Annotated in this window: 12 protein-coding genes; 5 read left to right on the forward strand and 7 right to left on the reverse strand. The window is 54.6% G+C overall.

The features are described 5' to 3' along the window. Nucleotides 1–420 precede the first annotated feature (420 nt). The 3 genes from PLF13_10010 to PLF13_10020 all read left to right on the forward strand — a co-directional run bounded on the left by PLF13_10010 (nucleotide 421) and on the right by PLF13_10020 (nucleotide 4,421). Nucleotides 421–2,631 (forward strand): UvrD-helicase domain-containing protein, encoded by a 2,211-nt coding sequence (locus PLF13_10010; protein ID HOP07612.1) that lies wholly within the window; start codon nucleotides 421–423, stop codon nucleotides 2,629–2,631. Nucleotides 2,632–2,831: 200 nt separating this feature from the next. Next, complete coding sequence (locus tag PLF13_10015) at nucleotides 2,832–3,659, forward strand: ZIP family metal transporter (protein HOP07613.1); 828 nt, start codon at nucleotides 2,832–2,834, stop codon at nucleotides 3,657–3,659. A 78-nt stretch (nucleotides 3,660–3,737) separates the two neighbouring features. Beyond that, complete coding sequence (locus PLF13_10020; GenBank protein HOP07614.1) at nucleotides 3,738–4,421, forward strand: HEAT repeat domain-containing protein; 684 nt, start codon at nucleotides 3,738–3,740, stop codon at nucleotides 4,419–4,421. A gap of 85 nt (nucleotides 4,422–4,506) precedes the next feature. Here the strand turns inward: PLF13_10020 and PLF13_10025 are convergent, their stop codons facing one another. The 5 genes from PLF13_10025 to sat all read right to left on the reverse strand — a co-directional run bounded on the left by PLF13_10025 (nucleotide 4,507) and on the right by sat (nucleotide 9,380). Next, a complete protein-coding gene (locus PLF13_10025; protein HOP07615.1) occupies nucleotides 4,507–5,352 on the reverse strand; it encodes a YkgJ family cysteine cluster protein in 846 nt (281 codons plus the stop codon). A gap of 9 nt (nucleotides 5,353–5,361) precedes the next feature. Beyond that, a complete protein-coding gene (locus PLF13_10030) occupies nucleotides 5,362–5,634 on the reverse strand; it encodes a hypothetical protein (GenBank protein ID HOP07616.1) in 273 nt (90 codons plus the stop codon). A 131-nt stretch (nucleotides 5,635–5,765) separates the two neighbouring features. Continuing rightward, nucleotides 5,766–7,640: an adenylyl-sulfate reductase subunit alpha gene (gene aprA / locus PLF13_10035; protein ID HOP07617.1), complete on the reverse strand. Its 1,875-nt coding sequence runs from the start codon at nucleotides 7,638–7,640 to the stop codon at nucleotides 5,766–5,768. A gap of 16 nt (nucleotides 7,641–7,656) precedes the next feature. Continuing rightward, nucleotides 7,657–8,094, reverse strand: coding sequence for an adenylyl-sulfate reductase subunit beta (gene aprB / locus PLF13_10040; GenBank protein HOP07618.1), 438 nt, complete (start codon nucleotides 8,092–8,094; stop codon nucleotides 7,657–7,659). Nucleotides 8,095–8,159: 65 nt separating this feature from the next. After that, nucleotides 8,160–9,380: a sulfate adenylyltransferase gene (gene sat / locus PLF13_10045; protein HOP07619.1), complete on the reverse strand. Its 1,221-nt coding sequence runs from the start codon at nucleotides 9,378–9,380 to the stop codon at nucleotides 8,160–8,162. Nucleotides 9,381–10,178: 798 nt separating this feature from the next. On the opposite strand from sat, the gene qmoC reads away from it, so the two are divergent. Continuing rightward, nucleotides 10,179–11,351, forward strand: coding sequence for a quinone-interacting membrane-bound oxidoreductase complex subunit QmoC (qmoC, locus tag PLF13_10050; GenBank protein HOP07620.1), 1,173 nt, complete (start codon nucleotides 10,179–10,181; stop codon nucleotides 11,349–11,351). 135 nt (nucleotides 11,352–11,486) lie between these two features. Then, complete coding sequence (locus PLF13_10055) at nucleotides 11,487–11,924, forward strand: hypothetical protein (GenBank protein HOP07621.1); 438 nt, start codon at nucleotides 11,487–11,489, stop codon at nucleotides 11,922–11,924. A 360-nt stretch (nucleotides 11,925–12,284) separates the two neighbouring features. Here PLF13_10055 and hemL read toward each other — a convergent pair whose 3' ends face one another. Further along, nucleotides 12,285–13,577, reverse strand: a complete 1,293-nt coding sequence (hemL, locus tag PLF13_10060; protein HOP07622.1) for a glutamate-1-semialdehyde 2,1-aminomutase — start codon at nucleotides 13,575–13,577, stop codon at nucleotides 12,285–12,287. Nucleotides 13,578–13,586: 9 nt separating this feature from the next. Continuing rightward, on the reverse strand, nucleotides 13,587–14,561 hold the full coding sequence (hemB, locus tag PLF13_10065) for a porphobilinogen synthase (protein ID HOP07623.1): 975 nt from the start codon (nucleotides 14,559–14,561) through the stop codon (nucleotides 13,587–13,589). Nucleotide 14,562: the final 1 nt, after the last annotated feature.

The raw sequence follows: 14,562 nt of genomic DNA on the forward strand, positions 1-14,562 counted from the left end.
TGGGTGAGCCACCGATGCGCCGCACATCCCACCCGTGGACGGGTGGGCCACCGACGACTTTTTCAACACTTCCTTTCGCAGGAAAGACATTCCCCGGGGCGTGATGCGGCAGGGGCAGACCGGGAGGTCTGCCGCCCACGAAGCGGAAAAGACGTTTTGCGGGGTGCACTGCTGCTGGGGCAGACCGGGAGGTCTGCCGCCCACGAACATCCCACCCGTGGACGGGTGGGCCACCGACCGCCTTTCGCGGGAAAGACGTTTTGAGGGGTGCACTGCTGCAGGGGCAGACCGGGAGGTCTGCCGCCCACGAAACCCAGGACTGGGTGAGCCACCGGCGAATGAACGAACGCGTAAACCTTCATCAAAAAACCAAATGTGGTTGCCTTGTGCGTTTGAGTCTTTATATTCCGACCCGTACCTATGAACAGACTGCTCAATAACCTCAACGAAGCGCAGCTTCAGGCCGTAACCACGACCGAAGGCCCTCTCCTGGTAGTAGCGGGCGCCGGTTCGGGTAAAACCCGCGTCCTGACCCGACGCCTGGCATACATTTTAACCGAACGCAAAGCCGCCCCGCACGAGATTCTTGCCGTAACTTTCACCAACAAAGCCGCGGGTGAAATGAAACAGCGCGTGGCGGAACTGCTCGGGGGGGACATCCGCAGTCTTCAGGTATCGACTTTCCATTCCTTCTGTGCCCGGTTGCTGCGATCCGACGGACAACACCTCGGTTATGACTCGACCTTCACGATTTTCGATCAGGCCGATGCCCTGACCTTGCTGAAAAACTGCGTCAAGGAGTTGGGCTTCTCGACCACGCAGTTCAGCCCCAAAGCTCAACTGGGTAAAATCAGCCGGGCTAAAAATAAGCTGGTTCTGCCGAATGATTTCTCGACCAACTCCAACGGCTATTTCGAGAAGATCACGTCGCAGTTGTACGGCATGTACCAGTCCCGCCTGCGGCAGTGCAATGCGATGGATTTCGACGATCTCCTCGTTAACTCGGTGCTTCTGTTGAAAAATCACGAAGCGGTCGGGACGAAATACCGCGATCGTTTCAAATACATCCTGGTCGATGAATACCAGGACACCAACCATGTCCAGTATCTTCTGCTCAAGAATTTGGTCGGTCCGCACAAAAACATCTGCGTGGTCGGTGATGAAGACCAGTCGATTTACGGCTGGCGCGGGGCGGATATTCGCAACATCCTCGACTTCGAGCGGGATTTCCCCGGCGCCCGAACGATCAAATTGGAGCAGAACTACCGCTCGACAAAAACGATTCTGCGGGCAGCTTCATCGGTAATTAAAAACAACGAAGCGCGTAAAGACAAAACCCTTCGGACCGACAACGCCGACGGCGACAAAATCAGGCATTATCTGGTCGACAACGCCGAGGAAGAGGCAATCCGGATAGTCGATGTAATCGACAAGGAACGCGACAAGACACCGCTCAAGGAACAGGCTATTCTCTACCGTACGAACGCCCAGTCGCGACCTTTCGAAGAACAACTGCGGCGACGTTCGCTCCCCTATCAGATCGTCGGCGGGATAACCTTCTATGAACGCAAAGAAATCAAGGACCTGCTGGCCTATCTGAAGTTGATCGCAAATCCGCGGGACGAGGTTTCCTTCGGGCGAGTGATCAATTACCCCAAGCGCGGTCTCGGAGACAAATCACTCGAAGCGGTTCAGGAACGCGCCCGTGCGCATGACCTGTCTTACATGATGTATCTGCTTTCCGACAGTGCCGCGTCAGAACTGGGACGACTCTGGGGCAAGCTCGCGCCGTTCGTCAAACTGATCGAACAACAACTTACGAATAAAGACAAATTCCCGGTCGATCATATCATCCAGGACCTGGTCGAAGAACTGGGGATAATCGACCTGCTCAAAACCGAAGACGAGATTCAGGGACAGACGCGGGTGGAGAATGTCGAGGCCCTGATCGAAGGTATGAGCGACTGGTCGCGAGCCAATGAAGGGGCGACGCTGGAGGATTACCTGTCGGAGATTTCTTTGTTTACCGATCTCGATCAGTATTCGGAAATCGAGGACAAAGTCACGCTGATGACGATCCATTCCGCCAAGGGACTCGAATACGACACGGTTTACCTGGTCGGACTCGAAGAAGGCCTCTTCCCGCTCGAACGTTCGATTTCCGAACCGATGGCGCTGGAGGAAGAGCGGCGGCTGTTCTATGTCGGGGCAACGCGCGCCCGTCGGAGTCTGATGATTTCCACCGCCAGTTCCCGGTTCCGTTTCGGAGAAGTGGCCTCAACCGCTTCTCGATTCGTCGGGGAAATGGATCAATCGGTGCTCGATCGAAGAGATTTTCGTCGTCAAAGACGCTGGGAATACGAGACCTCACACCGAGCGCCTTCGCTGTTCGATAACTCGCACCGCTATCAGAGCAAAGCCAAGACCGAGGAACCGGTCGGGCTGCATTACGAATATGAAGGCCTGGAAGGGCTCCAGGTGGGGTGTGTCGTCCAGCATCCGACGTTCGGTCGCGGCCGGGTTACATCGATGGAGGGCTACGGCGAATCGCTCCGGCTGGAAATTATGTTCTCGGGAATCGGGATCAAAAAGATCATGGCCAAATACGCCCGTCTCAAGGTGATCGGATAACGGGACTGGTATCGGATTTATCGTGAACCGATTTACTCTCCGATTGTTTTAGTGGACAATTGTAGTGATTTGGGACGACCATGGAATGGTGTTTTTTCGGTAAAACATCATCCGACGGCGATTGATAAGCAAACTGCAGGGCTCGGTGAAAAGTGACTCCCCGGTGCCCGGCAGTTCTTTTGGAATAGAAGGATACGGATATGGACATTGTCCGGGCGATAACCGGAATGAATCCCGTTCTGCAAGCGCTCCTTGCGACAATTTTTACCTGGTTCATGACCGCTCTCGGAGCCGCCGGAGTATTTCTGCAGAAGGAGCCGAGTCGCCGGACACTCGACATGATGCTTGGCTTCGCGGCCGGTGTCATGATTGCCGCCTCTTATTGGTCGTTGCTGGCTCCGGCGATAGAAATGTCCGAGGGCGGCTCGCTACCGGCCTGGGTTCCGGCTACCTCCGGTTTTCTGCTCGGAGCGTTCAGCCTCCGCCTGGCGGATAAAGTCATTCCGCACATGCACCCCAAATTGCTGGGAGGCGGTAAAGATCATATTGAGGGTGTTAAAACCAGTTGGCATCGTTCGATTTTGCTGGTGGCCGCGATAACGCTGCACAACATCCCGGAAGGTCTCGCTGTGGGAGTAGCGTTTGGTGCGGTCGGAGCTGGTTTGGAGTCGGCCGATCTGGCCGGGGCGGTGGCGCTGGCGATCGGTATCGGCATCCAGAATTTTCCCGAGGGTCTTGCCGTCTCGGTGCCTTTGCGCCGTGAGGGAATCACTCGCATGAGAGCTTTCTGGTACGGGCAGTTGTCCGGAATCGTGGAACCGATGGCAGGCGTGTTGGGAGCGGCACTCGTTCTTATAGCCAAACCTATTCTCCCCTACGCTCTCGCTTACGCCGCTGGCGCGATGATTTTCGTGGTAGTCGAGGAGTTGGTGCCGGAGTCCCAGACCAGCGGCCATTCGCACGCTGCCACGATGGGAGCCATGATCGGCTTCGCGGTGATGATGACCCTGGACGTGGCGCTGGGGTAGGCGTACACCGAAACAACCGGGAACCGGGACCAATCGGGATTGTTTAAGCGTCTGAAAAAAGACTCGAGAGGATATGAATTGATTTCAAGACAAAAGAAAACAACCGGCGTATCGGGACAACGTCGCCGCAAACAAATAATAAAACAGATTCTGACAGAGCGAGATTTTTCCAAAATCGAAACCATAACGGCCGAAGACCCGAATGTGTTACGCGCTCTAGCCGGATTGCTTTTCGATAATGATCGGTTGGCCTGCTGGCAGGCAATCGAGGCGCTGGGCTTTGCTGCCTCGGTACAAGCCAAAACCGACTTGGAAAAAGTTCGCCGGTTGATCCGCAGCCAGTTCTGGCACATGAATGATGAATCCGGCAATATTGGCTGGTTTGCGGCCGAAGCGATCGGCGAAACGATTCACGCCGTCCCGGAGCTGGCCGATGAGTTCGGCGGGATGCTGCCGGCGTTTTTCATCGAAGAGCCGTTCGAGCAGGGCGCTCACTGGGCGGTGGCCCGGATTGCGGCAGTGCGACCGGACATCTACAAACCGATGATGCCGCTGATCACGAAATCGCTGGCGGCGGACGATCCGCATATACGGTTGTACACACTCTGGGTGCTGCGCGAGTTAGGCATCAAGTTCATCAAGGGAACGATTCGCGAGTTGGAGCCGGACGACGCTCCGGTCAGCTTCTACAGCTTCGAAACCGGGCAAATGGTCGACTCGACGGTCGGGGCCGAAGCCACGAAAATACTTACCAATTCCTGATTGCTAAATTTCTTTTCCCGACATACAAAAGCGGGAGCCCGGTGAGGCATCCCGCTTTTTTTGATATCGGTATGGTCTGCAAAGACTATTTCTTCGGGATTTTCCCCTTGGCCTTCAGCTCCGACTCCTTGGTCGCCATGACCACGTCGTTAACCTTCATGGTTTTCTCGCCGAACAGGGCAAAACGCAGCCAGCGGAAGCCGAACTTGAGCAGCTCGACGTCGTCTTCTTTGATCTTCTTCAGAACATCCTCTTCGACCACGAACTTTTTGAGGAAGGTACTCTCGAAAACGAACTCCCGGAATTTGTCGAGGTTGTAGGCAGCCGTGAAAAACATCTCGATCTTCTGCGGCGGAAAGGTGTTGCCGTGCTGCAGATACGGATGCAGGGTGAGGTCTTTCCACATTTCGCCGATCTCGTTGTAATCATGGATGCCCTGGCCATCGAGCCAGCCCTTGAGCGTCTGCTTTTTGGACTCGCCGAATCCCTTACAGATTTTCTCCTGAAGCAGGAAGTAAAATTCCTTCTGGAGGGGACCCTGGAGGTCGCCGGCGGGTGAGGCCAGACCGACCGGGTACATACGGCAGGCCCAGGGTCGGTCTTCATAGACGCCGCAACCCTTCTCGGTCACGAAATGGCAGCTCTTCTTTTCGTTTTCCTGCATTTTAAGGAGAACGACCGGAAAAGCGATGTTCTTATCGAACGGGATAATGGTGTACTTGGACAGAAATTCTTCCGAGGTGATCCCCAGCCTGTTCTTGAGCCTGAGGATGTCGTAGGGAGTCAGGAAGATGTTGACATCCGCACAGCACTGATTGAAACAGGCAACGCCGGGATGACAGGAGAACTGAAACTCAGTGTCCATCTCGAGGCGCGGGAATTCTTTGGGATCCTTGAGAATAGCTTCTTTGAGATTTTCTAATTCGCGCATGGTACTGATTTACTCCCAGACAATTCTGTCTTTGAGGGCCTCCGGCGACCAGACCGGCAAAGGTCCGCTCTGGCCCGTCTCCGGGTCATACCGATGGCGGTAAGAGACGTTCTGCTGGTACTGCTCTCTCATCCAGTCCCAGCCTTTCTTATAATAGGGGCATTCATCGTTGAAACAGACCAGGTGTGGATGCACGCCCCAGCCGGCCTCCACGGGCGGCTTCCATTTGAGCATCTTCTTGCCGCAGTATGGGCAAAGGGTTTTATCTTCGTTTTTATCCATGGTACGTTTATCACCTGTTAGTCGTTAACTCGTAGCCTTATACCGATATCGTTTATTTGCTGTCCCGTCAAATTAAAATCCTCCGGGCTTTGGCCCGGAGGATTTTATTATCAAACAAAAAGCACTTCCGCTTATTCGGTAATGCGAATGATGTCGCGTTTCATCATTTCCCATTCACCGTTGTCCGGATTCCAGCGGCAGTTGGCGAAGACTTCCCAGTCTTCCTTCATGCTCGGGCAATCCGTCCGGAAGTAGTAACCCGGCCAGCGGGTCTCTTCACGGAAGAGGATCGTGCGAATGTGAGCTTCGGCCTGCCACATACGATGGATGTTCTCATGGCAGCGCATCAGCTCGTGCAGGCTGGCAGCACCCAGCTTAACCGAATCTTCCTTAAGGAAGGTCAGGAGCTCGAGGCCCTTTTCCAACAGAACGTTGGAGGTCTTGAACTGACTGGACACACCACCGGCGTACTCATCCATCAACTTCTGCAGACGGAACATGAACTGCTTCGGACGGATGTAGTTCGGGTTGGTGTCGGGGTCGGTCGAGGCCTTCTGATTCTCAGCAAAGAGATCCAGCGGTTGCAGGATGGTCTTCTTGAGTTCTTCGACCTTGGCCATGTCGACCTTCGGCTCTTCGTTGTTCTCAACGACGTACTTACAGGCAGCCTTGGCGGCAATACGACCCTCGGTCAGTGAACCGGAGGAGAACTTGTGCGAGGAGGCACCGGAGGCGTCGCCGGCGGCGAACATACCCTTGACGGTAGTCATGTTGGTGTAACCCCAGAAGTAATCCTTCGGAGCGAGGTCTTCGGGACCCGAGACCCAGGCGCCGGAAGCACCGGAGTGGGAACCGATGAAGTACGGCTCACAGGCCGCGATCTCGGACGGCTTCTCTTCCGGAGCGGTGTTGGTGGCCGCCCAGAGAATAGCCTGCGAGATGGTCATATCGAGGAAGTCTTCCCAAGCTTCGTTCTCGAGTTCTTTCATTCTCTTCTTGAACTCTTTGGGATCATCCTTATGAGCGGCGGCGATGTTGGCAATGGCCTCTTCCGTACGCATGTAGATAGGACCCTTGCCGTCCATGACGTCAAGCATCATGAGCCAGTTACGGAGGTTGGCCGGAACCGGCTTCACCAGACCGTACGGCTGCCACTTCTGCAGTTCCTCGGCATTGGTCTGCATGTAGTTCTCACCCAGGCCGTTGGTGGCACGGGACTTGAACAGCAGGAACCAGGCGCCGACCGGACCGTAGGCATCCTTAAAGCGCACCGGGATGAAGCGGACTTCCTGACAGGTCATCTCAGCACCGGCCTTCAGGGTGAAATAGGCGGATGCGCCGGAGTTGAACGGCGGGTACCAGGAACGACCCAGACCTTCACCGGTCGAACGCGGCTTGAAGATGTGCACCGCGCCACCCATCATGACCAGCACGGCTTTCGCCTTGAAAACGTAGAACTTGTTCTCACGAACGGAGAAACCTACGGCGCCAACGCACTTGTTGCCGTCCATAAGAGGCTCGGTCAGGAAAACACGCTCGTAAATGTTGTCGGAACCGACGGCGTTCTTAGCAGCTTCGGCAACGATGATCTTGTAGGATTCACCGTTGATCATGAGCTGCCAGCGACCTTCGTGAACGTAATTGCCTTCGGCATCCTTCCAGATCGGCAGACCCCACTTCTCGAAGAGATGGACGGTACCGTCGACGTGGCGAGCGATCGAGGCAACCAGGTCTTCACGGGTGATACCCATCAGATCCTGGCGGACGTAGTCGATGTAATCCTTAATGGTGTTCTTTCCACCACAGACGTCGACATACTGGTTGATAGCGGACAGACCCATCGCAACCGCACCGGAGCGGTCCATGGCAGCCTTATCCACGACGGTGACCTTCAGGCCGTTTTTCTTGGCCCAATAGGCAGCTTCGACGGCAGCGCCGCAAGCGGCCATACCACCACCGGCTATAAGAACATCGGTGGAGACTTCGACAGTTTCAAAGTTCGGCATTTATCTCCTACCTTTCTTACTTAACGCCCGGCAGATTATCACACTTGGTACAAGTCGGCTCGCCCATCAGCAACTGATCTTTGAGATCATCCGGTGACGCAAAACCGCCGTCCGGCACCGCGGAACCTTCCGGGGTGGTACGGATCGGGAACTTGAACCGCTTCAGCATGCCATTACGGAACTTCACTGTCCACATAATGGTGTCCGTGGAACGCATCGGCGTAACGCTGGCGCCGAGCGGGACGAAGTCGGCGTAGCCGCGGACTTCAATGGCCTGCGTCGGGCAAATCTTGACGCAGCACATGCATTCCCAGCACATTTCCGGAGCCTGGTTGTAGGCCTTCATCAGGTCCTTGTTGAGAACCATCAGGTCGTTCGGACAAATGTACTGGCAAGCCGTCTTGTCAAGTGCCTTGCAGCCATCGCACTTTTCGGGATTCACAAAACTTGGCATTAATTCCTCCTAATTGGAAAATGCTTACGGCTTATGTAATCGCTTCTTATATCGTTTATTACTTCTTACTTCTTTTTCACATCACCGGTCGCCGCACCGTGCAGCTTGACCTCGACCTTGTCCTCATCCTTCAGACTGGCGTAGTACTCGCGCAGAATAGCGAGGACTTCGGGACGGCTGAATTCGGCCGGGACATCGCCGCCCTCGGAGAGAGCCTTGCGCAGAGCCGTACCGGACAGGAACAAACGGTCTTCTTTACCGTGCGGGCAGGTCTTCATCGATGCCATACCCTGGCACTTGTAGCAGTAGAAGGTCCAGTCGATCGGGAGCATCTTGCACTTCAGGGCGCCGTCCGGCAGCTTGTGGAAGATTTCCTGAGCGTCGAACGGTCCATAATAGTCACCGACACCGGCGTGGTCGCGGCCGATGATCATGTGGGTGCAGCCGAAGTTCTGGCGGAACACGGCATGCAGGAGGCCTTCACGCGGACCGGCATAGCGCATATCGAGCGGATAACCGCCGGTGAGTACGCGCTCTTTAACGAAATACAGGTCGGTCAGGGTGTTGATGCACTTCACGCGGACGTCGGCCGGAATGTCGCCCGGCTTCAGCTTGCCGACCAACTGGTGAATGTACAGGCCGTCGGAAACTTCGCTGGCGATCTTGGCCAGGTATTCATGCGAACGGTGCATCGGGTTACGCAGCTGCAGAGCGGCCACGGTCTTCCAACCACGCTTCTCGAACTCCGCACGGCTCTCGGCCGGACGCTGATAAACATCGCCGAATTCTTTCGGGAAATAGCTCTCGGAAAGAACCTTCACCGGACCGGCGATATTCCATGCCTTCTGGGCTTTGACCACCTTCACACCGGGGTGATCATCATCGGCCGTACCGAAAACATGCTTGCACTCGAATTCCTTATCGATCTGATAGCTCTCGGTCACCTTCATGGTGCCCATGATCTCGTTCGTTTCGCCGGAAATGAGGCAGATATCGGTGCCGGCGGCGATCTTCTCATCGTGAGACAGAGTAACCGGGATCGGCCAGAAAATGCCGTTGGCCATGGTCATCTTTTCGCAGACACCCTTCCAGTCGGCTTCGCCCATGAAACCTTCCAGCGGGGTAAAACCGCCGATACCCATCATGATAAGGTCGCCGGTCTCGCGGGTGGTCATGACCACTTTGGGAAGCCCCTCGGCGCGCTTAAGTTCCGCTTCGCGCTCTTTGCCTTCCAGCAGCAAGATCTTCAGTGTATCGCTGCCATGTGGTGGAATGAGATTAGACATAGTTAAACCTAACCGTTGGTTTATTGTTTATAATTCCTACTGATCCTATCGTCTTTTCCATGCGATATTTGTGCCTTTTTTCACAAGCACATCACTATATCTTTTAGGGGTGTTGGCTGTTTGGATGCACTTCGCCCCATACACATTGAGGACTAATAGTAATTTTTTTCACAAGGTCTGTCAAGCGGTTTTAGGCGGAAATCTTACATTTTTCGGCATTTTTCGTGATCGTCAACAAATTATTGTTATTTTTATTATGTTGGTTTCCAATTACTTACAAATCGAGACCGACGAAAGCCGAATTCTCCCCACGACAACCCTCAACAAGTCTTGCTTTATAAAAAGTTTAGGTATACTTCTGAGTATACTTTATCATTGGCAAGTCCTCTAGGAAGCTCCCTTTTGATACCCGGAAGAGACCATATCACGAAAAAAAAGCTATAGTTTTTTTTGCAATTAATACATCCGGAGTGCACATTTTCAGGATTCAGCAGTGAATAATCATACCGGGCCCGGATTTTCAAAGGAATATGTTTTTTTTGGCTATTAAAATTAACGATATACATATTGCCGGAGGACCTCAGATATTTACTCGGAGCCTGCCCTATTGCAATGCAAGGCAATGCCTTATATGGCAACAAAGAAGGCTGCGAGAATCTGGAAGTCCGACTAACATTGTGAAAAAAATAACAACAAAGGCCTTGACAGCATTGACGGGCAGAGCTATTTTTTTGCCCGTATGGCCTTCCCCGCTCCCAAGGGGTGGCGAGTGTCTATATTAACCGAAGGAGTTGCTCTATGGCCGAGAGGCAAACAGTGCAGCCGGACTTGGATTTCATACGAGAAATCCGTGCGGCCGGCGGCGACACGCTCAACAAGTGTTACCAATGCGCTACTTGTTCCACTGTCTGCAATCTGTCACCGGCGAATCAGCCTTTCCCCCGCAAGGAGATGATCTGGGCGCAATGGGGAATGGCCGACAAGCTGGTTAATGATCCGGATATCTGGGCTTGTTTTCAATGCAATGACTGCACCATCCACTGCCCTCGTGAAGCCCGACCGGGTGATGTCCTGGCGGCGGTGCGGACATTCGCTTATCGCAACTTCTCGTTCCCGTCGTTCATGGGGAAAGCACTGGCTAAACCGTCGGCACTGCCGGTTCTCCTGGCGATTCCGGCGATTATCCTGCTGGCTTGTATTTTCATCTTCGCGCCGCATACGGAAACCGGCGAGTACGTGTTCATGACCAGCAATGTGATCGACTACAATTTCTTCCTGCCGCACAGCTCGGTCGATGCTTTGTTCGTATTCGGCAACATCCTTATCTTTATCTTTGCCGCGGTTGGTTTCCTGCGTTTCTGGAAAGGTCTCAAACGGCCTGATGATGAAATCAAGGTCGGTTTCATCCCGGCGTTCATTCAGGTGTTTTTCGAGACGCTGAGTCATAAGCGTTTCAACATGTGCGAGACCAACAAACCGCGCACAATCGGCCACATGCTGTTGCTTTTTGGATTTATCGGCGCCATGTTCACCACCGGGGCGGTTTTCGTTTTCATCTTTATTCCCCACTACCTCAACTTGCTGGGTCTGGAAAGCCTTCATTCCTGGTTCAATCTGCCGATTGATCTGCCCAATCCCGTCAAGATCCTCGGCGTCCTCAGCGGTGTAGCACTTATGCTGGGCGGTATTTTGCTGATCGTTCGTCGCTGGACCAGCCGTGATATTGTCGGCGCCAACGGTTATGCCGACTACCTGTTTTTGTATATAATGACCATCGTCGGTCTGACCGGGATGCTCTCCTGGGTCACCCGTCTGATAGGGATACCGATGCTGGCTTATGTAAATTATTTCATCCACATGCTGTCGGTCTTTTTCCTGCTGTGGTATATGCCCTATTCCAAATTCGCCCACATGATTTACCGGACGTTGGGATTGGTGTATGCGCGGCAGATCGGACGTCAGCCAAGGTAAGTTTTTGATCGGGGGCTGCCTCAAAAACGGACCAATCAGGGAACATTCCCGACACTGCGATGTTCAGGAACCTGATACTTGGTTGGAACACTAGTTTCAGAACGTTGAGAGGATATAAAACAAGGAGATCAAAAGATGTCTACGAAAGAGATCCAAGACGCCATCGTTAACAACATGAGGCGCTGGCAGAAAGTCGAGAACGCTTCGGTGGCCTCGACCGGAGCCGTTATCGAAAATACCGACAATCCGGTCGTGCGTTTGATTATGGAAGTGATCCAGCGGGATTCTCAGTTCCATTACCGGGTTCAGGATTTGATTGCCGATAGTCTTACTACCAAAACTATCACCCTCAATCCGGACGAACTGGCCAAGGTCTGGGGGATGATCGAGAAGCATATCGCTCTCGAAAAGAAAACGGTCGAGTTGGCCGAAGAGGCCATGGCCTCTCTCAAGGGCAAGAAGATGGTGGTGCAGGAGTATCTGCTCGACTATCTGCTGACCGATGAGGAAAAGCACAACAAGGTGCTGGCCACGCTTGAGAAGATCAAGAAGGGGATGTACCCGTACGGTTGATCTCGACGATCATTGATGATTTTATAAAGGGCGTCGCACGACGCCCTTTTTTTGTGGGTAAGTTGGCAGTGGGTCTCCGATGACACGCCCACCCGAGAAACGTCTTTACCGCGAAAGCGGGAATCCATCTTCATTTTTAAGGTGCCCCACCCCTCGGGTGGGAAGTTTACAACGTTGTCAGGTGTTATACTCACGGTACACACAAGGACATCTGCCACCCACGAACGGCGCAAGGGACGAAGATAGGCTACTGCTTTCGCAGGAGCGACGTGATTCGGGTGAAGTCTTCGTGTACAAACAGGACATAGTCCGTAAGTCCCACCCGAGGGGTGGGGCACCAAGGCTAGTCGAAAGGCCGTGCTATTTCTCGGACTCGAGGAAATGTTCGACGCCTCGGAGTGTCGCCTCAAGGTGCTCTTCGCCGTGCGAGAGCGAGACGAACCAGGCCTCATAGCCCGAAGGCGGCAGAAAAACACCGGAGTCAAGCATGGCTCGATGGAAACGGGCGTACTTGTCCATATCGGAACGCCCGGCCGAGGCAAAATCGACAACATCCTCATCGGTGAAAAAGATCGTAAACAGCCCCTCGACCAGATTGATCCGAACGTTGCAACCGGCCTGCTCGAACAGCGCGGCCATCTGCCTGGTCAGCTTCTCCGAGAAATGCTTGAGATACTCATAGACGGTCTGATTGTTCAGGTTGCGCAGCATGGCAATGCCGGCCGCGGTTGAAAGCGGGTTGCCGGACAAAGTCCCGGCCTGATAAACCGATCCGAGCGGAGCCAACTGGTCCATCAGAGACAACCGGCCGCCCACACCGCCGATAGGTAAACCGCCGCCGAGAATTTTTCCCAGGCAGACCAGGTCCGGAATAATCCGGAAATAACCGGCCGCTCCGGCGGGAGACAGGCGGAAACCGGTAATGACCTCGTCGAAGATCAGGACGGCGCCGTGTTTTTTGGTCAGATCGCGCAGCAATTTGAGAAATTCCGGCTGCGGCGGGATAACCCCCATGTTGGCGGCCACCGGTTCGACAATCACCCCGGCGATCTCGCTCCCGTATTTTTCAAAGCACTCACGCACCGCTTCAAGATCATTGTACGGCAGCGAAAGAGTGGTTTGCGTAACGGTTTCCGGCACACCGCCGCTCGCGGGCAAAGAGCCGGTAGCCAATCCACTCCCGGCCTTGACCAGAAACATGTCGGAATGACCGTGATAACCGCCGTCGAATTTTACGATAATTTTCCGGCCGGTAGCGCCGCGAGCGATGCGGGCCGCCGTCATGCAGGCTTCGGTCCCCGAAGACACCAGCCGCAGCTTCTGAATCCAGGGCATGCGTTCGGAAACCAGATCGGCCAGTTCCAACTCGGCTTTGGTCGGCACTCCGAACGATGTCCCCTTATCGACAGCATTCTTGACTGCCTGGAGAATCGACGGGTGGGCATGACCGAGAATCAACGGCCCCCAGGACATGACATAGTCGACATAACGGTTGCCGTCAATATCGAACAGCCAGGCGCCCTGACCGTGGTCGGCAATGAACGGACTGCCGCCGACCGAACCAAAAGCACGCACGGGACTGTTCACCCCGCCGGGGATCAATTCGGTCGAGGCGGTGAAGACTTTACGGGAGTTATCGGTATTGTAGGGCATTCCGTCTTCCTATTCAGAGAGCCAGCGGGCCGCATCGAGAGCATGATAAGTAATAATGATATCCGCCCCGGCCCGTTTGATCGAGGTCAGGATTTCCATGACCAGTTTCTTCTCATCCACCGCTCCGATACCGGCCGCCGCTTTTACCATCGCGTATTCACCCGAGACGTTGTAAGCGGCCAGGGGCTGCTCGAACTCCTGACGGGCGCGATGGATCACATCCAGATAAGACAGCGCCGGTTTGATCATGACAATATCGGCCCCCTCGTCCACATCGAGGTCGATCTCACGCAAGGCCTCGCGCCAGTTGGCCGGGTCCATCTGGTAGCCTTTGCGGTCGCCGAAACGAGGGGCGGAGTCAACCGCTTCGCGAAACGGTCCGTAGAATGCGGAGCAGTATTTGGCCGAATAGGCCATAATGGCGCGGTCGCTGAAGCCGTTGTCGTCGAGCGCCTCACGGATAAACGCCACGCGGCCGTCCATCATATCCGACGGGGCTACGATATCGGCGCCGGCCCGGGTGTGACTGAGCGCTTGCTCGGCCAGAATTTCGAGGGTGGCGTCGTTGTCGACCTCGTTGTTCTTGACAACACCGCAATGGCCGTGATCGGTGTATTCACAAAGGCAGACATCGGTAATAACCAGAATCTCCGGGCAGCGCACTTTGATAGCACGCACCGCCCGCTGGACAATACCGTCGTCGTCGAGCGATGCCGAACCGGTAGCGTCTTTGTCGGTCGGCGTCCCGAACAGAATGACCGCCGGGATGCCAAGATCATAGGCAATGCGAGCCTCATCGGCAGCGCGGTCGACCGGCAGATTACTGATGCCCGGCATGGATGAGATCGGCGTGGGAGCAGTCACCAGATCGCTGACAAAGAGCGGATAAACCAGATTATCCGGACTGATTCGAGTCTCCCGCACGAGGCGACGAATAGCCTCGGTGCGACGAAGACGACGGGGGCGGTGGAAGGGTGATTCCATC

This window comes from Candidatus Zixiibacteriota bacterium (assembly GCA_035380245.1).
Classification (GTDB): domain Bacteria; phylum Zixibacteria; class MSB-5A5; order GN15; family FEB-12; genus DAOSXA01.

Bases quoted from the DNA above. Each gene is read 5' to 3' on its own strand.
- PLF13_10030 (HOP07616.1), bottom strand. From the start codon at position 5,634: ATGGATAAAAACGAAGATAAAACCCTTTGCCCATACTGCGGCAAGAAG.
- PLF13_10010 (HOP07612.1), top strand. From the start codon at position 421: ATGAACAGACTGCTCAATAACCTCAACGAAGCGCAGCTTCAGGCCGTA.
- PLF13_10015 (HOP07613.1), top strand. From the start codon at position 2,832: ATGGACATTGTCCGGGCGATAACCGGAATGAATCCCGTTCTGCAAGCG.
- qmoC (HOP07620.1), top strand. From the start codon at position 10,179: ATGGCCGAGAGGCAAACAGTGCAGCCGGACTTGGATTTCATACGAGAA.
- aprA (HOP07617.1), bottom strand. From the start codon at position 7,640: ATGCCGAACTTTGAAACTGTCGAAGTCTCCACCGATGTTCTTATAGCC.
- PLF13_10055 (HOP07621.1), top strand. From the start codon at position 11,487: ATGTCTACGAAAGAGATCCAAGACGCCATCGTTAACAACATGAGGCGC.
- sat (HOP07619.1), bottom strand. From the start codon at position 9,380: ATGTCTAATCTCATTCCACCACATGGCAGCGATACACTGAAGATCTTG.
- hemB (HOP07623.1), bottom strand. From the start codon at position 14,561: ATGGAATCACCCTTCCACCGCCCCCGTCGTCTTCGTCGCACCGAGGCT.
- aprB (HOP07618.1), bottom strand. From the start codon at position 8,094: ATGCCAAGTTTTGTGAATCCCGAAAAGTGCGATGGCTGCAAGGCACTT.
- hemL (HOP07622.1), bottom strand. From the start codon at position 13,577: ATGCCCTACAATACCGATAACTCCCGTAAAGTCTTCACCGCCTCGACC.
- PLF13_10025 (HOP07615.1), bottom strand. From the start codon at position 5,352: ATGCGCGAATTAGAAAATCTCAAAGAAGCTATTCTCAAGGATCCCAAA.